General features: G+C 26.5%; 20 protein-coding genes. 17 read left to right on the top strand and 3 right to left on the bottom strand.

Annotated elements, in window-relative coordinates:
- Window positions 1-23 precede the first annotated feature (23 nt).
- The 17 genes from ade to ACZ5CK_RS09790 all read left to right on the top strand — a co-directional run bounded on the left by ade (window position 24) and on the right by ACZ5CK_RS09790 (window position 17,384).
- On the top strand, window positions 24-1,748 hold the full coding sequence (gene ade, locus ACZ5CK_RS09870; protein WP_464581641.1) for an adenine deaminase: 1,725 nt from the start codon (window positions 24-26) through the stop codon (window positions 1,746-1,748).
- A gap of 62 nt (window positions 1,749-1,810) precedes the next feature.
- Entirely contained in the window at window positions 1,811-2,890 is a 1,080-nt protein-coding gene (locus tag ACZ5CK_RS09865) for a BMP family ABC transporter substrate-binding protein (protein ID WP_464581640.1), read from the top strand.
- Window positions 2,891-3,303: 413 nt separating this feature from the next.
- The gene (locus tag ACZ5CK_RS09860) at window positions 3,304-4,854 is read left to right on the top strand and encodes an ABC transporter ATP-binding protein (RefSeq protein WP_464581639.1); all 1,551 of its coding nucleotides are present in this window, start codon (window positions 3,304-3,306) and stop codon (window positions 4,852-4,854) included.
- Window positions 4,851-6,005 (top strand): ABC transporter permease, encoded by a 1,155-nt coding sequence (locus ACZ5CK_RS09855; RefSeq protein ID WP_464581638.1) that lies wholly within the window; start codon window positions 4,851-4,853, stop codon window positions 6,003-6,005. Before ACZ5CK_RS09860 ends, ACZ5CK_RS09855 begins: the two co-directional genes overlap by 4 nt.
- On the top strand, window positions 5,998-6,921 hold the full coding sequence (locus ACZ5CK_RS09850) for an ABC transporter permease (RefSeq protein WP_464581637.1): 924 nt from the start codon (window positions 5,998-6,000) through the stop codon (window positions 6,919-6,921). Before ACZ5CK_RS09855 ends, ACZ5CK_RS09850 begins: the two co-directional genes overlap by 8 nt.
- An 8-nt stretch (window positions 6,922-6,929) precedes the next feature.
- Window positions 6,930-7,433, top strand: a complete 504-nt coding sequence (locus ACZ5CK_RS09845) for a biotin transporter BioY (RefSeq protein ID WP_464581636.1) — start codon at window positions 6,930-6,932, stop codon at window positions 7,431-7,433.
- A 132-nt stretch (window positions 7,434-7,565) separates the two neighbouring features.
- On the top strand, window positions 7,566-9,116 hold the full coding sequence (locus ACZ5CK_RS09840; protein WP_464581635.1) for an ATP-binding protein: 1,551 nt from the start codon (window positions 7,566-7,568) through the stop codon (window positions 9,114-9,116).
- Window positions 9,117-9,317: 201 nt separating this feature from the next.
- Window positions 9,318-9,908 (top strand): anthranilate synthase component II, encoded by a 591-nt coding sequence (locus ACZ5CK_RS09835; protein WP_464581634.1) that lies wholly within the window; start codon window positions 9,318-9,320, stop codon window positions 9,906-9,908.
- On the top strand, window positions 9,905-11,257 hold the full coding sequence (gene pabB, locus ACZ5CK_RS09830; protein ID WP_464581633.1) for an aminodeoxychorismate synthase component I: 1,353 nt from the start codon (window positions 9,905-9,907) through the stop codon (window positions 11,255-11,257). Before ACZ5CK_RS09835 ends, pabB begins: the two co-directional genes overlap by 4 nt.
- Window positions 11,254-12,048 (top strand): aminotransferase class IV, encoded by a 795-nt coding sequence (locus tag ACZ5CK_RS09825; protein WP_464581632.1) that lies wholly within the window; start codon window positions 11,254-11,256, stop codon window positions 12,046-12,048. The genes pabB and ACZ5CK_RS09825 overlap by 4 nt, the downstream gene beginning before the upstream one ends.
- A gap of 9 nt (window positions 12,049-12,057) precedes the next feature.
- Window positions 12,058-12,981: a nucleoside hydrolase gene (locus tag ACZ5CK_RS09820; RefSeq protein ID WP_464581631.1), complete on the top strand. Its 924-nt coding sequence runs from the start codon at window positions 12,058-12,060 to the stop codon at window positions 12,979-12,981.
- Window positions 12,982-13,073: 92 nt separating this feature from the next.
- Window positions 13,074-13,253, top strand: coding sequence for a hypothetical protein (locus ACZ5CK_RS09815; RefSeq protein WP_464581630.1), 180 nt, complete (start codon window positions 13,074-13,076; stop codon window positions 13,251-13,253).
- A gap of 99 nt (window positions 13,254-13,352) precedes the next feature.
- Window positions 13,353-13,973, top strand: a complete 621-nt coding sequence (locus ACZ5CK_RS09810; protein WP_464581629.1) for a cobalamin B12-binding domain-containing protein — start codon at window positions 13,353-13,355, stop codon at window positions 13,971-13,973.
- A gap of 61 nt (window positions 13,974-14,034) precedes the next feature.
- Window positions 14,035-15,024, top strand: coding sequence for a uroporphyrinogen decarboxylase family protein (locus ACZ5CK_RS09805; protein WP_464581628.1), 990 nt, complete (start codon window positions 14,035-14,037; stop codon window positions 15,022-15,024).
- The gene (locus tag ACZ5CK_RS09800; protein ID WP_464581627.1) at window positions 15,011-16,261 is read left to right on the top strand and encodes a diguanylate cyclase; all 1,251 of its coding nucleotides are present in this window, start codon (window positions 15,011-15,013) and stop codon (window positions 16,259-16,261) included. The genes ACZ5CK_RS09805 and ACZ5CK_RS09800 overlap by 14 nt, the downstream gene beginning before the upstream one ends.
- 22 nt (window positions 16,262-16,283) lie before the next feature.
- Entirely contained in the window at window positions 16,284-16,502 is a 219-nt protein-coding gene (locus ACZ5CK_RS09795; RefSeq protein ID WP_464581626.1) for a hypothetical protein, read from the top strand.
- Window positions 16,503-16,592: 90 nt separating this feature from the next.
- Window positions 16,593-17,384, top strand: coding sequence for an energy-coupling factor transporter transmembrane component T family protein (locus ACZ5CK_RS09790; RefSeq protein WP_464581625.1), 792 nt, complete (start codon window positions 16,593-16,595; stop codon window positions 17,382-17,384).
- Between the two features lie 27 nt (window positions 17,385-17,411).
- Here ACZ5CK_RS09790 and ACZ5CK_RS09785 read toward each other — a convergent pair whose 3' ends face one another.
- The 3 genes from ACZ5CK_RS09785 to ACZ5CK_RS09775 all read right to left on the bottom strand — a co-directional run bounded on the left by ACZ5CK_RS09785 (window position 17,412) and on the right by ACZ5CK_RS09775 (window position 23,220).
- Complete coding sequence (locus tag ACZ5CK_RS09785; RefSeq protein WP_464581624.1) at window positions 17,412-19,292, bottom strand: S9 family peptidase; 1,881 nt, start codon at window positions 19,290-19,292, stop codon at window positions 17,412-17,414.
- A 125-nt stretch (window positions 19,293-19,417) separates the two neighbouring features.
- A complete protein-coding gene (locus tag ACZ5CK_RS09780; RefSeq protein WP_464581623.1) occupies window positions 19,418-22,138 on the bottom strand; it encodes a fibronectin type III domain-containing protein in 2,721 nt (906 codons plus the stop codon).
- The gene (locus tag ACZ5CK_RS09775) at window positions 22,135-23,220 is read right to left on the bottom strand and encodes a hypothetical protein (RefSeq protein WP_464581622.1); all 1,086 of its coding nucleotides are present in this window, start codon (window positions 23,218-23,220) and stop codon (window positions 22,135-22,137) included. Before ACZ5CK_RS09775 ends, ACZ5CK_RS09780 begins: the two co-directional genes overlap by 4 nt.
- Window positions 23,221-23,225: the final 5 nt, after the last annotated feature.

The raw sequence follows: 23,225 nt of genomic DNA, 5'->3' as shown, positions 1-23,225 counted from the left end.
TTTAAATTGATTGGAGGGGTAGAATGAAAATAAAAGATATTATTCCTGTGGCTTTAGGAAAAGAAAAACCTGATGTATTATTAAAAAATGCAAAACTCGTAAATGTTTTTACTGGCGAAATAGAAGAAACAAATATAGCATTATTTAGAAAAAGAATTGCAGGAATTGGTGATTATACAGAAGGAAAAGAAGTAATAGATTTAAAAGGTATGTATGTATTACCTGGATTTATTAATGCTCATTTACATATAGAAAGTTCTATGTTATCACCAAGGCAATTTGCGAAAGCAGTGTTATTAAGAGGAACAACTACAGTAATAGCAGATCCACATGAGATATCTAACGTTTTAGGATTGGATGGATTGGAATATATGATTAAATCTACAGAAGGAATCCCTTTAAATGTCTATATAGCAATACCTTCAGCTGTTCCTGCAACAAATATGGAAACATCTGGAGCAAGGCTTGGACCTGAAGATATGGTTGGGTTTGTAGATTCATATCCTAATAGAATTATCGCATTAGGAGAAGTAATGAATTTTCCAGGGGTTATTAATAGAGATTCGGAGTTGTTAACCAAAATAGAAATTTTAAGACATATGTATAAGAAAATAGATGGACACGCTCCAGGAGTTACTGGTAAAGAGTTAAATGCATATATAGATGCATTTATTAGATCTGATCATGAATGTACAACAAAAGAAGAAGCATTAGAAAAAATAGGTAAAGGTATGCAGGTATTTATAAGAGAAGGGACAGCAGCTAAAAATTTAGAAGCATTGATTGAAGCTGTTAATATTATGAATCATCATAGTTTTTCTTTCTGTACGGACGATAGGGAACCCTTAGACATCTTGAAAGATGGTGATATAGATTATTTAGTAAGAAGAAGTATAGAGAAAGGGATAGACCCTATTATCGCTATTAGAATGGCTACTATTAATACGGCAAGATATTATAATTTAAGAAGTATGGGTGCAGTAGCTCCTGGTTATAAAGCAGATATGATTGTTGTTGATGATTTAGAAAAAATAAATATTAAAATGGTGTTTAAAGATTCAAAATTGGTTGTTGAAGATGGTAAATTCGTTGATGAAATGAAGGGTGTATATAATGATATGCCAAAAAAATTTGGTAAAGTGATTTTGCCAAAGTTTACAGCAGACGATTTAAAAATAAAAGATAAAGGTAAAAAAATAAGAGTTATAAAGGTTTATGAAGGTTCATTATTGACAGATGAACTAATATTAGATCCTAAGGTAGAAAATGGGTATGTTGTTCCTGATGTGGAAAGGGATATTTTAAAAATTGCTATTTTTGAAAGGCATACTGGAACCAATTTTTCTTTAGGGTTTATTAAAGGATTTGGTATAAAGAGCGGAGCAGTAGGAACAAGTGTTGGGCACGATGCACATAATATAGGTATAATTGGGACAAATGATGAAGATATGTATATAGCAGCAAAAGAAATAGAAAAAATGAATGGTGGAATGGTTGTGGTTGAGAATGGAAAGGTATTAGCGAGATTACCATTGCCAATAGCCGGATTAATGGCTGATAAGGAATTAGAAGAAGTTGTTGAGGAATTAGAACATTTAGAAGGTGAAATGAAGAAATTAGGTGGAATAGACGCAACATTTATGACACTTTCATTTGTTCAGCTAGCAGTTATACCGAATTTAAAAATAACAAATAATGGGCTTGTTAATGTTAATAAACAGGAATATGTGGGCTTATTTGAAGATTAGGCAAATTGGAAAAAATATAAAATTATAGTAAAATTAAAACATCAGAAAAAGGAGGGGTTTGTATGAAAAAGATTTTGGTAGTATTATTAATTGCAGTATTATCACTAACATTGTTTGGTAAAGTAAAAGTAGCATTGTTAATTAATGGAACATTGGGTGATAAATCATTCTTCGATTCTGCAGCAAGAGGAATGAAAATGGCAGAAGAAAAATTAGGAGTAGAAACAAAAGTTATTGAAATGGGTTATAATCCTTCAGAGTGGGAACCAACATTAGAAGATATCTCTGATAGTGGTGAATATGATATTATAATTGTTGGAACATGGCAAATGGTTGAATTATTACAAAGAATTGCTCCATTATATCCAGATGAAAAATATGTAATTTTTGATGATGCAGTTGACTATTCAAAAGGAAATCTTCAAAATGTGTATTCAATTACATATAAACAAAATGAAGGATCATTTTTAGCTGGTGCAATGGCAACATTAGTATCTGAATCAAAAAAATTCAAATATTCTGTTCCAGATAAAAAAGTTATAGGTTTCTTAGGAGGAATGGATATTCCAGTTATAAATGATTTCTTAGTAGGTTATATAGAAGGTGCAAAATATATTGACCCAGAAGTAAAAGTATTAATTTCTTATGTTGGTGCATGGAATGATCCTGCCAAAGGTAAAGAATTTACATTATCCATGTATAGACAAGGTGCAGATGTTGTATTTGCAGTAGCTGGGGAAACAGGAAATGGTGTTTTAGCAGCAGCAAAAGAAATGGATAGATGGGCAATTGGTGTTGATTCAGATATGCAATTATTGTATGAAGAAAAAGATATGGATATTGTTAATCATACATTAACTTCAATGATGAAAAATGTTGACTATTCATTATATAGAGCAATAAAATTATATTTAGAAGGTAAAATGCCTTTAGGAAAAGCAGAAGCATTAGGATTGAAAGAAAAAGGTATAGGTTTAGCAGATAATAAATACTTTAGAGAAATTATGAAATCTGATCCATGGGTATTGGTAAAATTAAAGGATATAGAATTAGGTATTATAAGAGGAGAGATTAAAGTTCCAACAGCATATGGAATGAGTAACGAAGAGTTAAATAAAATTAGAAATTCTGTAAGACCATAATAATAAATAAGTCATATAATATTTGAGAAGATGGGGGCTATTTAAAGCCCCTGTTTTATTAAAGTTGAAGAAAATTATAAAATAATGTTCTTCACCAGGTGGAAATTCTAAATCCTTGAAAATTCTCATTTTCGCAGGTTGTATCAGACTCACGTCCGTGTTCGGCTTCACTCAATTTTGCATCCATGCAAAATTGACCTGCTTCATTCGAATTTTCTCGGGGATTTCCAATGGTTCATCACATTATTATTATAAATTTTCTTTTATGGAAATCAAACAATCTGCGAGTTTTCATTCGTTTTATTTTTGAATTCCAATAATATATTCTATATTCAACTTTATTAGAATTTTTTCTGGAATTTTCAATTGATTATATGTGGAATTAAAATTTTCTATTAAGAAAGGTGAGATGGATGAGTGAATTTGTTCTTGAGATGAGAAATATATGGAAAGTATATCCTAATGGAGTTACTGCAAACAAAGGAGTAAATCTTAAAGTAAAAAAAGGTGAAATTCACGCATTATTAGGAGAAAATGGTGCAGGGAAAAGTACTTTGATGAAAATGTTATTTGGTTTTGAAAAACCAACAGAGGGAGAAATTTATTATAACGGTGAATTAGTACATATTAATTCGCCATATAAAGCTATAGAATTAGGTATAGGTATGGTTCACCAACATTTTATGCTTGTTCCATCTTTAACTGTTGTTGAAAATGTTGTTCTCGGTATGGAACCAAGAAAAGGGTTATCCATAGATTTAAAAAAGTCTATAGAATTTGTAGAAAAAGAAATGAATAAATATGGATTACCCGTTCCTTTGAATGAAAAAGTTAAGGATATTAGTGTTGGAATGAAACAAAGAGTAGAGATAATTAAAACATTAGTTAGAGGTGCAGATTTAATTATTTTAGATGAACCAACTGCTGTATTAACTCCACAAGAAACAGTAGAATTATTTAAAGCTTTAAAAAATTTAACTAAAGCAGGAAAAACAGTAATATTTATAACTCATAAATTAAATGAAGTTAAAGAAATTGCAGATAGAATTACTGTTTTAAGACGTGGAAAAACTATAGGGGAGGCAGAAGTTAAAGACATTACAGAAAAAGATATGTCCAGAATGATGGTTGGAAGAGATGTTGATATAGAAATAGAAAAAGAGCCAGCAAAACCAGGAAAAGTTGTATTAGAAGCAAAAAATTTAGAATACACAAGATTTGATGGAGTAAAAATGCTTAAAGGTTTAAATTTAAAGCTAAGAGAAGGAGAAATATTGGGAATAGCTGGTGTTGAGGGAAATGGTCAAACAGAGTTAGTTGATATTATAACGGGAATGGATAAACCAGAAAAAGGTGAAATTCATATCTTTGGTAAAAATATGAAAAATGCTAATAGTCCTCATGAATTTAGAAAAATAGGAATGAGTTTTATTCCCGCTGATAGGATGCTATATGGTGTATCAAAAGAAGATACAATAGAAGAAAACTTAATTAGTGATAGATTTGAAAGTGAGCCATTTTCTAAAAAAGGTGTGTTGAAATACAATAAGATTACTGAATTTGCAAAGAAGATGATAAAAGAATTTGATATTAGAACAGATGGACCAAAAACAGCAGTAAAAATGTTGTCTGGTGGAAATATTCAAAAGGTCGTTGTTGCGAGGGAATTTACATCTAATTCAAAGATTATTATAGCAGATCAGCCAACAAGAGGTATCGATATAGCAGCAGCAGATTTTATTAGGAGAAGATTAGTTAAAGAAAGAGATAATAATGTAGCTGTGTTATTGGTGTCTTCAGATTTAACAGAATTATTAGAAGTATCGGATAGAATATTAGTAATATATCATGGAGAATTTGTGGCTCACTTTAAAGATGCTAAAAAAATTAACGAAGAAATTTTAGGAGAATATATGCTTGGAATTAAAAAAATGTCTAAAGAGGAAATGGGTGATTTAGTATGAAATCAACAAAAAGATATGAAGTATATAGAACAGCTATTGCTATAGGTATTGCATTGTTATTAGGATATATATTAATTTTAATAACAGTATTTCCAAAAGGAGATATTGTATTTTTTGATAAATTAAAGTCTGCAATAAAAGATGCAAATGATGCTTTTAGAACATTTTTAATATCTCCAATTTTAAAGCACAGAAGAGGACATTGGGTATTTAATTTAAGAGGTTTCATTCAATGGATAAATGAAAGTGTTCCTATTATGATTACTGGTTTAGCAGTATCTTTAATATTTACAGCTAAACATTTTAACATTGGTGCTGAAGGTCAATTATTTTTAGGTGCAGCAATAGCAACAGGTGCTGCTATTTATTTCCCTTCAATACCAATAATAACTCCAATTGTTGTAATATTAATAGCTTCATTAGTTGGAGCGGGTTGGTCTGCAATACCAGGCTATTTAAAGTCTAAATGGAATGCATCAGAAGTCGTTACATCTTTAATGCTTAATTATGTTGCATTATACATGGGATTATTTATAATTAAAACATTTTTAAGAGATCCTAATGCGGGTCAATTAGTATCCTTGAAATTTTCTGATTCTGCTACTTTATTTTTATTAAATACGAGATATAGATGGCATAGCGGTATTTTAATAGCATTGGGAATGAGTATTGCATTGTGGTTTGTCATGAAAAAAACTACATGGGGTTATAAAGTGAGATTAATAGGTAATAATAAGCATTTTGCATATCATTCAGGTATTAATACCCAGAAAACATTTTTCCAAGTGCATTTGTTAAGTGGGGCTATCGCAGGAACTGCAGGAATAATTGAACTTTTAGGATATTATGGAAGATTTGTTTGGTTATATTCTCCGGGTTATGGTTGGGATGGAATTATCATAGCCACACTTGCAAGAAATAATCCAATTTATGTACCATTAGCAGCATTATTCTTATCTTATATTAGAGTTGGAGCAAAGACAATGGGTAGATATACTAATATACCACCAGAAATGGTCTCTATTTTACAAGCAACTATTATATTATTAGTAACAGCAGAAGCTTTCTTATCACAAATGAGACAAAGGGCAATAGAAAAAGAAGCAAAAAGCACAGAAGAAGCAATAGCTGGTGGTGATATAAATGAATAGTGTATTAAGTTCTATTTTGTCATGGGATTTTGTAGCTTCAGGAATCAGGGTTACAACACCAATACTTTTAGCGGCATTAGGGGCATTAGTTGCAGAGTTAGCTGGAACCCCAAATATAGCACTTGAAGGAACTATGTTATTCTCCGCTTTTGTTGGTGTAATTATAAGTGGATTTACACAAAGTTTATGGTTATCAGTATTAGGAGCATTATTAACAGGAGTAATTATGTCATCAATATTGGCATATTTCTCACTAAAATTAAAAACAGATATAATAATGGCGGCAATTGCATTAAATATTTTTGCAAGTGGTGGAACAATTTATGCCTTGTATTTATTAACTGGAGATAAGGGATCTTCGGCATCATTAAAGTCTTTGGTTTTGCCAAATGTTGATATACCAATATTAAAAGATATCCCAGTTTTAGGCGACATATTAAGTGGACATCATATTTTAACATATGTAGCTATAATTTTAGTGTTTTTAGTTCAATATATGTTATATAAGACACCTCTTGGGCTAAGAATTAGATCAGTAGGTGAATCGCCTGATGCAGCACGTTCTGTTGGTATTTCTGTATTTAAAACACAATATACCGCATTAATTATTAGTGGTATGCTTGCAAGTTTGGGTGGTATATTCTTATCAATGGGATATGTTTCATGGTATGCAAGAGATATGACATCAGGTAGAGGTTTTATTGCATTGGCAGCACAAGCATTAGGTGGAACATCGGCATATGGAGTTGCATTAGGTTCATTGTTATTTGGATTTTCAGAAGCATTATCATTCTCATTACAATTCTTAAATATTCCATACGAAGTTACACAATCAATGCCGTTTATCATAACAGTAGGTGCGTTAGCATTTTATGCTTGGAATAAATCTAAAAATAAGAAGAATAGAGATATTTGAGGTGTAATATGAAAAATAAAATATCCTTATTAGGACTATTTACAGCTTTTTTAATAGTTACATCATGGATTAAAATACCAACTCCATTTGGAATTCCATTTACACTTCAAGTTTTTGGAGTGGTATTAACAATATATTTTTTAAGAAGAGATGCTTGGAAAGCAGTTTTGATATATGTATTGTTAGGAGCTGTAGGGTTGCCAGTTTTCGCAGGTTTTGGAGGAGGTCTTTCAGTGATTTTTGGTCCTACTGGAGGTTATATAATAGGATTTTTAATAGCAACACTTGTTGCATATTTACCTTTTAATAATATTATTAACGGATTTTTAGCTATTTTTATTATTTATATTTTTGGTGTTTCTGGATTAATGATTAAACTTGATTTATCTTTAATGAAAGCAATTAAAATAGGATTTTTACCGTTTATATTATTTGATTCATTGAAAGTTATTCTTGGGTATTATACATATAAGTTAACACAGAAATATGAAATTAATATAATAAGAGATTAGGTCTGCAAAAGCAGACCTGATTTCTTATTGCAGTTTGTAGACAAAGTATAAAATAAAATAATCAAAAGGCTAAAATGAGGCTAAAGCCTCATTTTACTTTTATATGGTATAATTGAATCGGAGGTGGAAACGATGAAAAAATTACCGATTGGAATACAAGATTATAAGGAAATAATAGAGGGAAATTATATATATGTAGATAAAACAAAATATATATTTAATTTAATAGATAATGGGAAATATTATTTTCTATCTCGTCCAAGAAGATTTGGAAAAAGTTTAACCATCTCGACATTATATTACATATTCAAAGGAGAAAAAGAATTATTTAAAGATACCTACATATATGACAAATGGGAATTCAAAGAATATCCAATAATAAAATTAGATATGTCTGATAATACCTTAACAACATATGAAACTTTTATAGAATCTTTAGATGAAGTAATAAATAAAATATATATAAATGAAGAAATACCAATAATAAAAAATAATATTCCAACAAAATTTGGTAATTTAATAGAAAGTTTAAATAAAAAATATAATGAGAAAGTAGTAATATTAATAGATGAATATGAATCACCAATATTAGAGCATATAAACAATAAAAAAGAAGCAGAAAAAATAAGAGGATTCTTAAGAGAATTCTATAAAAAAGTAAAAACAAAAGATGAATACATAAAATTCGTATTCATAACAGGAATAACGAAATTCACCAAAACAGGAGTATTCTCAGCATTAAACAATTTAAATGATATATCATTAGATAATGACTATTCACAAATGCTAGGATACACACAAGAAGAACTGGAAAATTATTTTGCTGAATACATAAAAGAAACAGCAAAAAAATTAGAAATAACAGAAAAAGAACTATTACAAGAAATGAAAAAATATTATAATGGATTCTCATTTGATGGAGAACACTTTGTATATAATCCATTTTCAATATTAAAATTCTTCCAAAAAAAAGAATTTCAAAATTACTGGTTTGAAAGTGGATCGCCATCATTTATATACGAATATATAAAAGGAAAAAAAGTAACCTATGAAGAATTAACAAAATATCCAGTAAGTGCAATGGATTTTTCAACACGAGAAATAGAAGATGCAAAAGCAAATATATTCTTTGCACAAGCAGGATATTTAACATTTAAAGGAATAAAAAGATATGGACTAAGAAAAAAATACATATTAGATTATCCAAACATAGAAGTAAAAAATAGCTTTTCGGAATTAATATTAGAAGCAAATTATGGATTAGAAGAAATAGAAGAAATAGAAAATAAAATATATGAAAAAATAGAAGCAAATAAAATAGAAGAAATAATAGAAGAAATAAAAAGGATAATAAGTGCAATACCGTATAACTTACATCAAAAAAGGGAAAGTTATTATCACTCATTAATATATACAATATTAGCATCAGCGGGATTAAACATAACAGCAGAAGAATTAACAAATCTCGGAAGAAGCGACTTAGTATTAGAACATAATGATAAAATATATATATTTGAAATAAAATTAGATAAAAGCGCAAAAGAAGCGATAAACCAAATAAAAGAAAAGAAATATTATGAAAAATACCTAAATAAAAATAATGAAAAAGAAATATACATAATAGGAATAAATATAAATTCAGAAAAAAGAAATATTGAGGATTATATGATTGAAAAAATATAAAAAAATAATACTTTTTTGTTAATAGAAAGAATTTTATATTATTTTTTAAACTTCAATATTTGTCACAATTGTATACAAAAATTCGACAGTTGTCACATAAGTCACAATTTATATATTTAATATTCAATAAAAATGTAGAAAAAATGATATTATTTTATCCCAGCAATAGCTGGGTATTTTTATAGAATCAGAGGTGAAAGCGTGATATTAATGATTGATAACTATGATTCTTTTACATATAATTTAGTTCATTATTTAAACTTATTAAACGAAGAGGTTTTAGTATATAGAAATGATAAGATAGCAATAGAAGAAATAGAAAAATTAAATCCTGATATGATTGTTATTTCCCCTGGTCCGAAAATACCAAATGAAGCAGGAATATCATTGGAAATAATAAAAATATTCAAAGAAAAAATTCCTATTTTTGGTGTATGTTTAGGTCATCAAACAATAGCTCAAAGTTTTGGAGCTAAAATCATTAAAGCAAAAGAACCTGTTCATGGTAAAGTATATCCAATAAAACATAATTCTAAAGGTGTTTTTAAAGGATTAAAAAATCCTTTAAATGTCACAAGATATCACTCTCTTGTAGTTTCAAAAGAATGTTTACCAGAAGATTTAGAAATTACAGCAGAGTCTTTAGAAGGAGAAATAATGGCAATTAAACATAAAAAATATCCAATAGAAAGTGTGCAATTTCATCCGGAAGCGGTTTTAACAGAACATGGACTTGATATGCTGAAAAACTTCTTATCCTTTGCTAAGAATTATAGGAAGGAGATATTATGATTGAAAAGTTAGAAGTTTCATTTAATTTAGTTGATATTTTTACTTCTTTAGAAGATAAGAAAAATGTAGTTTTTTTAGATAGCCAAAAGGATAAGGAAAGACTTGGTAAATATTCCTTTCTGGGATTAACCCCTTTTTTAATCTTTAAAGCAAAGAACAATAAAATTATTTTAGAGGATGAAAATGAGATTAAAGAATATTATTCTGATAATCCATTTTTAGATTTAAAAGAAATAATAAAAAAATATGAAATAAAAAATGATACAGAACTTCCATTTATTGGTGGGGCAATGGGTTTTATTTCATATGATAGTAATAAATATATAGAAAATATTGAATCAAAGGCTATTGATGATATGGGAATATATGATATTTATTTTTCCTTTTATGACTCTGTTTTAATATATGATCATAATACTAAAGAATTATACTTATCCAGTCAAGATGAAAAGAAACATAATGAAATAAAGGAAATGGTTTTTAATTCGAAAAAGTATATTCCACAAGAAAAAAACAAATTAGCTGATATAGATATTAAGTTTAATATGAGTAAAGAATATTATTTAAACGCTATAGAAAGAATAAAAGATTATATTTATCAAGGTGATGTATATCAAATCAATTTTACTCAAAGAATAGAAACCGAATTAATAAAATCTCCGGAAGAATTGTTTTTAGACTTAAGACAGATAAATCCTGCTCCTTTTGCAGCATATATAGATGTAGGAGATTTTCAAATTGTATCAAGTTCTCCAGAAAGATTTATTAAATTGAAAAATAGATATGTTGAAACAAGACCAATAAAAGGTACAAGACCTAAAACAGGAGATAAAGAAATAGATGAAAAAAATAAAAAAGAGTTGATAAATAGTTTAAAGGATAAAGCAGAATTATTAATGATTGTTGATTTAGAAAGAAATGACTTATCAAAGGTTTGTATTCCAGGAAGTGTAAAAGTGCCTGAATTATTTGTTTTAGAAGAATATGCAACAGTATACCATTTAGTTTCTACTGTTGTAGGAGAATTAAAAGAAGATAAAGATGCTATTGATTTAATTATGGTAACATTTCCAGGTGGCTCTATTACAGGAGCTCCTAAAATTAGAGCAATGGAAATAATTGAAGAATTAGAACCAAATAAAAGAGGATTATATACAGGAACTATAGGTTATGTTGGATTTGATAATTCAATGGATTTAAATATAGTTATTAGAACTATTTTTTGTAAAGATAAAAAAGCATATGCAAATTTTGGTGGAGGTATTGTATGGGATTCTAATGCAGAAGATGAATATGAAGAATCATTATCAAAAGGAAAGGCATTAATAAAGGGGTTAAAAATGATATGATGTATTTCAATGGTAAATATTATAGTGATGAAATACCATATAAATTAAATGAAGGGTTAATGTATGGGATAGGTGTTTTTGAAACATTAAAAATTAATAATGGTAAATTAGAATTTTTTAAATACCATTATGAAAGACTTATTAATGGATGTAATGTTTTAGATATTAATTTTAATATGGATATAGAACAATTATATAACATTTCAATGGAAGTTATTAGAAAAAATAATATTATTAGTGGAAGTTTGAAAATAAATGTTTTGAAAAATAGAGAAACATTTGATACAATAATAACTTCAAATAATAGAGTGTATTTAGATGAACTTAAAGATAAAGGTTATAATGTAGTATTTGCAAAAAATAGAAAATTTAGCAAAAACCCTATAAATTATATAAAGTCAAATAATTATGTAATAAATATTTTAGAGTTAAATAGAGTTATGAGTATTAGCAAAGATGAAGCTATATTTTTAAACGAAAAAAATGAAATAACAGAAGGTAGTATTTCAAATATTTATTTTGTTAAAAATAATGAAATATATACACCTAAAATGGAATGTGGATTATTAAATGGAGTTATTAGAAAAATACTAGTTGAGGAATTTAATGTAAAAGAGGTTATAATAAGAAGTAAGGATATAAAATATTATGATTATGCTTTTTTAAGTAATTCCTTAATGAGAATAATACCTATAAAAATGTTTGAAGATATTAACTATGATTTTAATTTGAAATTTTTAAAAAATCTAGAAAAAGAGATAGAAAATATAAATTTTATTACTAATAAATGAGGTGATGTTATGAAAAAAAAGGTAATTTTAGATTGTGATCCGGGGCATGATGATGCAGTTGCAATATTATTGGCTGGTATTGCAGAAGAAATTGAATTATTGGGAATAATAGCAGTAGCTGGTAATTCATATTTGAAAAACACAGCAAGAAATGCTTTGATTTTAACAGAAATGGCTAAATTAGATATTCCAGTTTTTGCAGGATCTGACAAACCATTATTAAGAGAGCAAATAGTGGCTCCTAATATTCATGGGGAAAGCGGATTAGAAGGAGCAAATTTGCCTGAGCCAACAAAAAAATTGGAAAATAAAAATTATCTTGAATTTATTGCAGAAAATGTATATAGTAATCCAAATGAAATTACATTAGTTGCTGTTGGTCCTTTAACCAATATAGCAAAGTTTGCATTAAACTATCCAGATTTAGTTCCATTAGTTAAAGAATTAGTTATAATGGGTGGTGGAATAAAATTTGGAAATACAACACCAAGAGCAGAATTTAATATATATGCTGATCCAGAAGCAGCTCAAATTGTTTTTAATGCAGGTTTTAATTTAACAGTATTTCCACTTGATGTAACTCATCAAGCAAAGATATATATGAATGAAATTAAGGAAATGCAAAAATTTGAATCAGAAATAGTATCAAAAATGGGCGTATTATTGGAATTCTTTCATCAAACATATTTTGATATATTTAAAATTGAAGGCGCTCCATTACATGATCCATGTACTATAGCATATTTAATAAAACCAGAAATATTTGAATTTGAAGAATATTATGCACAGGTAGAAACTAAAGGCGAATTAACATATGGTGAAACAGTAGTAGATTATTGGCATTTTAAAGAACCAAATTCTAAATGGGCATTAAAAGTAGATAGAAAAGAGTTTATAAAAATATTATTTGAGAATTTGAAAAAATATAATTAATATTGATTTTTTTGAAACAAAATGGTAAAATAAGAAGATGATAGGTCGTACTTTGTAAATGATTTTTTTCACAAATCAAAAGGGGGGATATTATGAATTTAGAAGAATTATTAGGAAGAAAAAGAGTTTTAGAGATTGAAAAAGAAGCAATAAAAAAATATATGGGGCCATATGAACATGACAAAAATCTTGACGAGGAATGGAAAAGAATAAATAAAGAACTTGAAGAAATTGAAAAGAAAATTGAAGGATTAAAAGCTAAAGAAAATTGAAAAGTGGAGCGAATGCTCCACATTTTTTAATATTTTCATATATTTTTGATATAATATGGATAATATAATAAAAACATCTTTTATCAATAGAGGTAAAATATGACAGATATTATTAATGAATTCACACAATTATTGTTAGAAGGAAATAAAATAAGTGCAGAAAAAATGTTAAATAATTATGCTGATAATAAAAATATGATTGAAAAAATCATAAGTGATTCTCTTGAAAAAATAGGTATTATGTGGGAAAATGGAGATATCGCACTTGCTCAAATATATATTAGCGGTAGTATTTGTGAAGAATTACTTGATAAATTTTTAGAATCAAAGGATTATAAAAATCATAGTAATTCAAATATTGCAATTGTAACTCTTGAAGATTATCATGGTTTAGGGAAGAAAATTGTATTATCGTTTTTAAGATCTTCTGGATTTAATGTAAAAGATTATGGCATAGGAAAAACAGTAGATGAAGTTTATGAATTTGCAATAAAAGATGATATTGATATATTGCTAATATCGACATTAATGTTACCTTCTGCATTAAAAACAAATCATTTGATAAGAAAATTAAAAGATGTAAAAAAAGATATAAAAATTATTGTAGGCGGGGCACCATTTAAAATTGATGAGTCATTATGGAAGGATGTAGAAGCAGATGCAGTAGGTGTGTCAGCAAATGATGCTGTAGAGTTGTTAAGAAAGATGGTGAAAAAATGAAAGAATTAACATCTAAAGAGAGAATTTTAATGGCTTTATCTCACAAAGAACCAGATAGAGATTGTTTTTAGCACTATCTTTTTATGGTGCAAAAGAATTGGGTATGAGTATAAAAGAATATTTTTCTAATTCAAAGAATGTTATATATGGTCAACAAAAAATGAGAGAAAAGTATAAAAATGATTTTTATTATAGTTTTTATTATGCATCAATAGAAATTGAAGCTTTTGGAGGAGAAACTATTTTTATTGAAGATGGTCCCCCAAATGCTGGAGAACCTATAATAAAAGGTTTAAAAGATATAGATAAATTAGAGGTACCAAATATTAAGAATTCAAATCCTTTGAAAAAAGTATTTGAAACAGAATATGAATTGAAAAAAAATGATAAATTTGATACTCCAATAGTTGGAGTGATAATTTCTCCGTTTTCTTTACCTATTATGCAAATGGGTTTTGATAAATATATAGAATTAATATATAATTATCAAGATTATTTTTGGAAACTTATGAAAAAAAATATGGAATTTTCAATATCATGGGCTAATATGCAATTAAAAGCTGGTGTTGATGCAATTGTATATTTTGATCCATTGTTGTCTACAGAAATGATTCCCTTAAAGATACTACAAAAAACAGGTTTTTTAATTGCAAAAGAAAGTATTAAAATTATAAATGGACCAGTAGTTATTCATATGGCATCAGCAAAAACAGAGGATACTATAAAAGAACTTATTGATAGTAAAATTGTTGGAATAGGAATTAGTAAAGATGATGATATAAAGAAATTGAAAGCTTTGTGCAAGGGGAAAATCTCGTTAATTGGGAATTTGGATGGGGTTTCTATGAGAAAATGGAATAAAAATGATGTTGATTATAATATAAAACGAATTATTTATGATGCAGCACCAGGTGGAGGTTTTATAATCTCTGATAATCATGGAGAAATTCCTTGGCAAGTTAGCGAAGATGTGCTGAAGAATGTATCAGAAGCAGTAAGAAAATATGGTAAATATCCTATTCAAAAGGATGATAAAGATGAAGCAAATTAATTTATTTGTCTGTGAGAATTTTAAAAAAGAATTTGAAAAAGTAGTTGAAAAAATTAATAAGAATATTAATATAATTTCTTTTCCGAGTTTTTGCTCTTATAGAGATAAAAATAGGGAAGAAAAGTTTTTTAAGAAAGAAACGTTAAATTTTGATAATTCAATAATAATTTCTGGGCGTTTTTGTGAAGTTTTAAGAAAAATTCCAAATGAGTATAAAGAGAATATCAAGTATTTTAAACTTGATAATTGTTTATATATATTTGGGAAAACGAAAGTAGATATGTATATAAAAGAAAGAGGTTATATTGTAACGCCAGGATGGTTAATGAATTGGAAAAGCAACCTTGAAAAAAGTGGTTTTACAAGAGAACATGCTATTAAATTTTATAATGAAATATTTGAAAAAATAGTATTGTTAAATACAGAAGTAGAAAATAACATAGAAGAAAAGATAATTGAATTTTCAAAATATGTTGAATTACCATATATCATAGATAACATTGATTTAGATTATTTGGAATTAATGGTGTCAAGTATACTTAGAGAAAAAGAATTAGAAATTGAATTAATAGAGAAAAATGAAAAAATTAAAGGTCTAAATATAGAAAAAAGTAATTATATAACAGCATTAAATATTTTACATAATCTTTCTAATGAAGAGGATGTAGAAAATATTATAAAAAATTTATTAGATAAGATAAAAATATTTTTTTCGCCAAAAAAATTCGAATTCATTTATTATAAAGATAAAGATATATTAAATGGAAAGGATTATGAAATAATTTCTTCAAACAAAGGATTTATAGTAAAAATAAAATATGGAAATGAAATATTTGGATATTTAAAGATTGAAGGGTTTTTATTTCCTCAATTTTTCGATTCATATTTAAATTTTATGATGCATATTAATGATATTATAGGATTAAGTATAGCTAATGCTAAAAAAATGGAAAAAATAAAAGAAATGTCAATAACTGATGAATTAACTGGAGTATATAATAGAAAATATTTTGAATTAAAACTATATGAAGAAATGAAAAAATTTAAAAGAGAAAAAAAAGAATTTTCATTAATAATGTTTGATTTGGATAAATTTAAGAGTATAAATGATAAATTTGGACATGATTTTGGAGATAAAGTTTTAAAAACTGTAGTCAAAGCTGTTAGAAGTCGCTTGAGAGAAACAGACTTTTTTTTTCAGATGGGGTGGAGACGAATTTATTATATTATTACCTAATACGTCTCTCAATAAAGCAACAATGGTAGCTGGAGAATTAAAAAAAATAGTCAATAGAATAAGTATTAAAAAATTAAGTAATATAAGTGCAAGTTTTGGAGTAATAAACTATAAAGGAGAAAATAGTTTAGATACAATTTTTAAAAGATTAGATGAGGCAATGTATAAAGCAAAAACAATGGGGGGAAATACAATTTTTTCTGAATATGATTTTGATGAAAAAAGAAAAAATAATGTTTAAAGAGTTCTTTGAATTTTAACAAAAATAAGTTTAGTTATTATAATTAAGATATTATAATAGATCTAGAATAGAACATTTAGGTGGTGTGAAATGTTTGCTGAAAATATCGCAATAGGAAGATATGTTGAAAAAAAATCATTAATGCATTCATTAGATCCAAGAGCAAAATTAATAGGATTGTTTTTTCTTGCAGGTTTTGCATTTACTATAAATAGTTTTTATGATGTTGCATTAATGTCATCATATACTTTAATTTTAATGCTTTTATCCCAAGTGGGTTTAAGAATGTATGGTAAATCAATAAAATCAATGTGGATGTTGATTTTATTTGCTTTTGTTGTGCAATTGTTTAATTACGAAGGAAATGTCATTTATCAATTATGGTTTATTAAAATAACAGATACAGGTTTATCTAATGCAGCGATAATAACATTTAGATTATTTTTTGCTATTATGTTATCTTCAGTGTTAACTTTAACAACATCTCCAACATCTCTTGCAAATGCAATGGAAGATGTTCTAATATGGATTAGAGTAAAAAGATCGTTTGCACATGAATTGTCTATGGTTATGACAATTGCTATTAGATTTATTCCTGTTATGGCAAGTGAAGCAGAAAGAATATTTAAAGCTCAAATGAGTAGAGGAGCTAATTTTGATTCAAGAAAGATATCGGGTAGATTAAAAGGATTAGTTGCTATAATAATACCTCTTCTGGTTTCTGCACTTAGAAGAGCAGATGAATTGAGTATAGCAATGGAAGCAAGATGTTATAGTGGTTGGGAAGGAAGAACAAGATATAAACAATTCCAATGGAAATTAAGAGATACAATATTTTTTATTTCATTCATTTCTTTAGGAATTGCTATGATTATAATTTGATAATAATATAAAATGAGGCGTTGAGCCTCATTTTATATTTTCGTTAAACCATTCTATTATTAAGTTGTAACGTTTAATTCTATGGTCAGGTTTTCCGCTTCTAGATAATTCGTGAGTTTCATTTGGGAATAATGCTAATTTTGTTTTGATACCACGCACTTTTAATGCTGTATAGAATTGAAGAGCTTCTGGTACCCAACACCTATAATCTTTTAATGAATGAATTAACAATAATGGTGTTTTTGCCTTATCCACATGAAATAGTGGTGATGATTCAATATATTTTTCTTTATTTTCCCAGGGATGACTGCCAATTTGATCTGTAACAAAGTAATATCCAATATCTGTAGTTCCATACATACTAAACCAATTAGAAATTGATCTTTGAGTTACAGCAGCTTTGAATTTATCGGTTTGGGTAACAATCCAATTAGTCATATATCCACCATACGAACCACCGGTAACTCCCAATTTGTTTTTATCTAAATCAAATTTTTCTACTACAGCATCAACTGCTTTCATTAAATCTCTGTAATCTATTGTTCCATATTTCCCTCTAATATCTGCGAAATTATTTCCATATCCTTCACTACCATGTGGATTGGTAAATATTACTCCATATCCATTAGAAGCTAATAGATGGAATTCAAACATAAACGAATCACCATATGCAGTTTTTGGCCCTCCATGGATTTCAAGTATAGTACCTTTATTTTCTTTTGTATATGGAGGTAGATACCAGACATCTAAATCTTTTTTATCTTCACTTTTTGCATTTAAATAATATGGCGGTTTTATAGTATAATTTTTAATTATTTTATCATTGAATTTTGTCAATTTTTTGTTTTTATTATACGAATATACTTCTGGTAAATTTAAAAAATCTTGGTTTATGTATATTAAATTATCATCAATAATATCAAAATCTTCACATGAGCTTTCTGATAATACTTTTTCTAATTTACCATCAACAGTAACTTTGTATAATGGAGCTTTTTCTTTTTCTGTAACAACAAAATATATAGTATTATCTATTAGTTTTATTTTTCTTGTTGAACCAAATCTAACATCACAATTTAATGAATTTCCAAAAGAAAGATCTAAATCACCAAATAAATCTATAATTTTATTTTTGTTTATATAATAATATAAATGCATATTGGTGTTTAAACCATATTTTCCATCATGACCTAAAAATACAAAATGTTTATCATCTACCCATTCAAGCCAATATACTTTTTTGAATGAAAGAGAAATCTCTTTCCATTGCTTTTTATTTAAATCATATATATATATTTCTGTCTCAGCAGGATAATTTATTCTATTTTTTCTTGTAATAACAGTCAATTTATTTTTATATAATGAAATAAATATTGGTTCAAAATTATCTTTTGGTGGTTTAATTTCTTTTTCTTTTCCATTAATAGTGGTATATACAAGAGAATATTTAAATCTTTCAATAAAAGAACCACCATTTTGCCAAACCGGAAGACTTTCAATTTCTCTAACATCTGAATCATTTTCTTCTTCTACCTTTTTTATTGCATAAATACCCTTTGAATTATCAGACCATTTAATGTTAGAATAACTTCCATTTTTTATTTTTGTTAATAGATATGGTTCACCACCATCGTATGGTATTAAATATAATTCTTGACCTTTAAAGTCTTTATCTTTTTTATCAACAAATAATAGTAATTTTCCATCAGGTGACCATAATGGATTTTTTCCTTTAGCATATTTTTTAATCTTTCCTGAAAATGATGATAAATAAATATGGCTTTTATAATCATTTTTAACCATATTAGTTTTTACAAAGACAAATTTTTTATCTTTTGGATGAATATTTAAGCTACTTAGAAATGATATCTTTTTTATATCTTCACTTTTAAACAATTTTTCCCCCATAATATATCCCCTTTCTTAATTAAAGTCTATTAAATTATACAATATAACAAAAAAGAAAGCAAGATTTACTTGCTTTCTTTTTTGTAAATAGCAATATTCTAATAATCTGTCATTTAAAATTTTCATCATTTTGCATCTTTAAAATTATTTAATATATAATCTTCTGTAGTTTGAATAAAAATTATATCTCTAGAATTTGGTTCTGGATATTCAGAAAAACCAATTAAAAAGAATTTATTATTTTTAATAATTAAATCTGTAAACACAGTATCTTGATTATCAATATCAAAAATTTTTGCAAAGATTAAATTTCCATTTAAATCAAATTTGGTTATTATACCCATTCTTTTTAATGAATTAGAATATCTGAACCACCCAATTGAGTATATATAATTATTATATAAAACACCTTTTACAAGGTTAACATCATTTATAAATGGGATTATTTTAGCAAAAATCTTAAAACCATTATTATCAATTTTTGCTAAAAATGGTTGTAATGTATCTCTAAAAGAAGTTCCTAATATTATATATTCGTTTTTTGAAACTAATAATAAATCAGAAGCAAAATCATCTTTTGAAGTGCCAATTGTTAAATCCCAAATTTTTTCACCAAGTTCATTTGTTTTTATAACGTAATAATCATATCCGCCTTCTCCGAATGATTTAGTACTTCCTAATAGTAAAAAAGAATATTTATCTATTCTTTTTATACTGGAGGCAAATTCCATATCGTAACCTCCGAACTCTCTTGACCATATTCTAAAACCTTTTGGACTATATTTTGAAAATTGTATATTCATTTCCATATTATCTGTACCAATGGAACCAATATAATATATATAATTTTCATCTTTATCGTAATATAAATCATTAATAGAATCTCTTTTTGAACTTCCGGTAACAATATTCCAATTAATTTTACCATCCTCAGTTAATGAGTATAGTAACATATCTCCTCTTAAATCTTTTTCAGCAGAATATCCTCCTATTAATATAGTTCCATCATCAGTTATGTCTATAGAAGAACCAAATTTATTATGTGCATTACCAAAATCCCATGCTTTTAAATTAACAAATGAAGTAGTTATATTTCCATATAATAATTTTAAAATATTAGTATTCGGAGATGTTGTATATCCAGTAAAATAAATTTTATCATTTTTCATTTTTGAATCTAAAACCATTTGATTATCAGCTAATTTTATACGTTTTAAAATGAAATTAAAATTAGTTGTTGAAAATGATGACCAATTACTTTCAGCTTTTTTATCATTATCCATAGCTATAACTTTCCATATGTATTTAGTATTTGGTTCTAAAAGAATTGTTAATTTATTAGATGTAATATTTTTAATATTTTTATTTTTTATTAAACCACTACTAATTTCTTTTAGCTGAATTTCATATTTAACTGTTGTACTATCGTAATCAGGCAATATCCATTCAAGAGTTATACTTAATGAATTTATTTTTTCATTTGTTTTTGGATTTATTATAGTAGGAGTTGGTAAAGATGTAGTTTTTTCATTTTTTATATTATTTATTATATTATTTTCTGCAAAAGAGATTTTTGAATTTTTATTATTGTTTATTTGTTTGATATTGTTATCATAAATTTCTACTATTTTATAATAAGAACCATCAAATATTGAAAATGATATAGTGTTATAATCAGTAATGATTATGTTAGAAACAATTTCTTCATTTTGAAAACTATGACTCCAAATAATTTTTCCGTCATAGTCGATAGACTTTATATCATTACCTAACAATATAAGTTCATTATTAAAAGCAATTAATTTATTATAATCAAAATTCACAGTTATAGACTTTCTGGATTTGGTAAGAATATTATATATAATTATATTATTATTTTTTTCGATGAAAATTTTATCATTTAACAAATGTGCATTTCTTATATTGTCATCTATTTTTGTAAGACGTCCATCATATGTTTGCAAAAATAAAGAATTTTCTATTTTTAAAAGAATAAAGTTATTATCTAAATCGATGATATTTCCAGATACTTTGTATTCTTTTATAATCTTTCCATCATAATCAAAGACAATAATTTTAGTTTTTAAGTTTACAATAAAGGCATTATCAAATAAAAATATATTAGATATTTTTTCGTTAAAATTAAGACTTATATATTTATCGGAACCTTGATATAAATCAATTTGATTATCAGTATATAAAAGGAATTTATCATTATCTATTATTTTTAATTTTTTATACGTTTGAGAAAGTTTAATATTTTTTTTGAAGGAACCATTTATTGTAGAAAATATTTTAATAGAATTTTTTTTAAGTAAATAAAGGTTATTTTTATAAGCTTTAACACCTAAAAAAGGTTCAGTAATTGTATAAGATAGATTTTTGGTACTATTATAAGCTTCGATATTATTATCATATATATTGAATATAATATTATTTGAGTATAGAAGAGAGGAACTCTTTTTTAAAAAAGAAACCCAAATTAGTTCACCATTGTCGAAAGGGCGGGTTTTGAAAGACCAAATCGGGCTTTCATAAATATTTTCACCATCTTTTGCTATTATTTTCCAATAATAAGTTGTAGATGGTTTTAATATTTTTATTGGAAATATATTAGTTGGTATATTTGAATAGTACAAAGGGGGAGTTTTAGACTCCCCTAAATATATATCATATATTAATTTTTTATTTTCAGTGTTTGTTAATTGCCATTTTAATATTAAACTTGTTGGAGATACGTTTTCTTGATTATTTTCAGGATAATTATTTAAAAATTCTATATTTGAAAACATCAATACTTCAAATAAGGTAAATAATATGATAAAAATTTTTCTAATATTTATCACCACTCTTTAATAATCTTAATTGATCTATTTGGTGAATTTTGGTTTAAAATCTTTATTCTGAATCCTCTTGATACAATATTTCCTGCTCTATCTTCACTTTGAATAACGATTTTAGTTTCATTATTATCTAATTCTATTTTATCATTTTCTATATATGCAACCTTGACATATGATTGTTTTTTGAAATTACTAATATTTAAAGGTGTTGATTCTAAAGAATCTAAATATAATATACTGCTATCCGTTTTGTCATCATCGTTAACAAATAATTTTATATCCCTAATTTCAACATCATCAGTAACTTTAGCAATAACTTTAATTTCTGTTGAAGCGGAAGATAGTATTGTTGGTTCTATTATATCTATTTTCGGAGCTAAACCACCAATTTTAATAGTTTTGCTATAAGTTGTTGTGTTTGATGCTCTATCTGTAGCTGTAATTAAAAGATTTAAGGTGTCACCTATAGGATATTCCCCAGCATCATATGTTGAGGCAGTTATAGTAGCCTCTTTATTATGCTCCCCTAATTTAACTTCTTGTGGGGCGTTGTATAAATCTATTATATCATTATTGTGAGATAAACTCAAAGAATAATTACTCAAATCTTCAAATCCTTCTATATCTAAGTCTTTTATATAAGCTTGAATAGAAAAAGTACCTTCAACTGTATCATAAGAAGATTCTGTAGGAAGAAGTTTTATTATAGGTTTTCTTCCAACTTTTAATACCTTTTTTAATGAAGTTTTATTTCCTATATTATCTTCAGCATTTATTATGATGTTTAAAGTTTCGCCATCGGGGATATTATCTATTTCATAAGGATTTAAGGAACTAACGACAATTTTATTTTCACTTATTCTATCAAATTTTAAGGCGCTTATGACTTGATTATCTATAGAAATATCCCAGTTTTTAAGGTAAACATCATCGGATATTTCAAATTTCAGATTAAATGCAGAATCTATTAAATCTGATGTTGGTTCAATTAAATTAATAACAGGTTTTTTGTCTTCTTTTAGTGCACAACTTACAAAGAGAAAAATGAGTGATGAAAATAGTAGTAAATATATAAACTTTTTCATAAGAA

The sequence above is a fragment of the Marinitoga okinawensis genome, assembly GCF_055387075.1.
Note: the sequence above shows the minus strand (reverse complement) of the source record. Positions and strands in the feature narration are given on the sequence as shown.

Bases quoted from the DNA above. Each gene is read 5' to 3' on its own strand.
- ade (WP_464581641.1), top strand. From the start codon at position 24: ATGAAAATAAAAGATATTATTCCTGTGGCTTTAGGAAAAGAAAAACCT.
- ACZ5CK_RS09865 (WP_464581640.1), top strand. From the start codon at position 1,811: ATGAAAAAGATTTTGGTAGTATTATTAATTGCAGTATTATCACTAACA.
- ACZ5CK_RS09860 (WP_464581639.1), top strand. From the start codon at position 3,304: ATGAGTGAATTTGTTCTTGAGATGAGAAATATATGGAAAGTATATCCT.
- ACZ5CK_RS09855 (WP_464581638.1), top strand. From the start codon at position 4,851: ATGAAATCAACAAAAAGATATGAAGTATATAGAACAGCTATTGCTATA.
- ACZ5CK_RS09850 (WP_464581637.1), top strand. From the start codon at position 5,998: ATGAATAGTGTATTAAGTTCTATTTTGTCATGGGATTTTGTAGCTTCA.
- ACZ5CK_RS09845 (WP_464581636.1), top strand. From the start codon at position 6,930: ATGAAAAATAAAATATCCTTATTAGGACTATTTACAGCTTTTTTAATA.
- ACZ5CK_RS09840 (WP_464581635.1), top strand. From the start codon at position 7,566: ATGAAAAAATTACCGATTGGAATACAAGATTATAAGGAAATAATAGAG.
- pabB (WP_464581633.1), top strand. From the start codon at position 9,905: ATGATTGAAAAGTTAGAAGTTTCATTTAATTTAGTTGATATTTTTACT.
- ACZ5CK_RS09825 (WP_464581632.1), top strand. From the start codon at position 11,254: ATGATGTATTTCAATGGTAAATATTATAGTGATGAAATACCATATAAA.
- ACZ5CK_RS09820 (WP_464581631.1), top strand. From the start codon at position 12,058: ATGAAAAAAAAGGTAATTTTAGATTGTGATCCGGGGCATGATGATGCA.
- ACZ5CK_RS09815 (WP_464581630.1), top strand. From the start codon at position 13,074: ATGAATTTAGAAGAATTATTAGGAAGAAAAAGAGTTTTAGAGATTGAA.
- ACZ5CK_RS09810 (WP_464581629.1), top strand. From the start codon at position 13,353: ATGACAGATATTATTAATGAATTCACACAATTATTGTTAGAAGGAAAT.
- ACZ5CK_RS09800 (WP_464581627.1), top strand. From the start codon at position 15,011: ATGAAGCAAATTAATTTATTTGTCTGTGAGAATTTTAAAAAAGAATTT.
- ACZ5CK_RS09795 (WP_464581626.1), top strand. From the start codon at position 16,284: ATGGTAGCTGGAGAATTAAAAAAAATAGTCAATAGAATAAGTATTAAA.
- ACZ5CK_RS09790 (WP_464581625.1), top strand. From the start codon at position 16,593: ATGTTTGCTGAAAATATCGCAATAGGAAGATATGTTGAAAAAAAATCA.
- ACZ5CK_RS09785 (WP_464581624.1), bottom strand. From the start codon at position 19,292: ATGGGGGAAAAATTGTTTAAAAGTGAAGATATAAAAAAGATATCATTT.
- ACZ5CK_RS09775 (WP_464581622.1), bottom strand. From the start codon at position 23,220: ATGAAAAAGTTTATATATTTACTACTATTTTCATCACTCATTTTTCTC.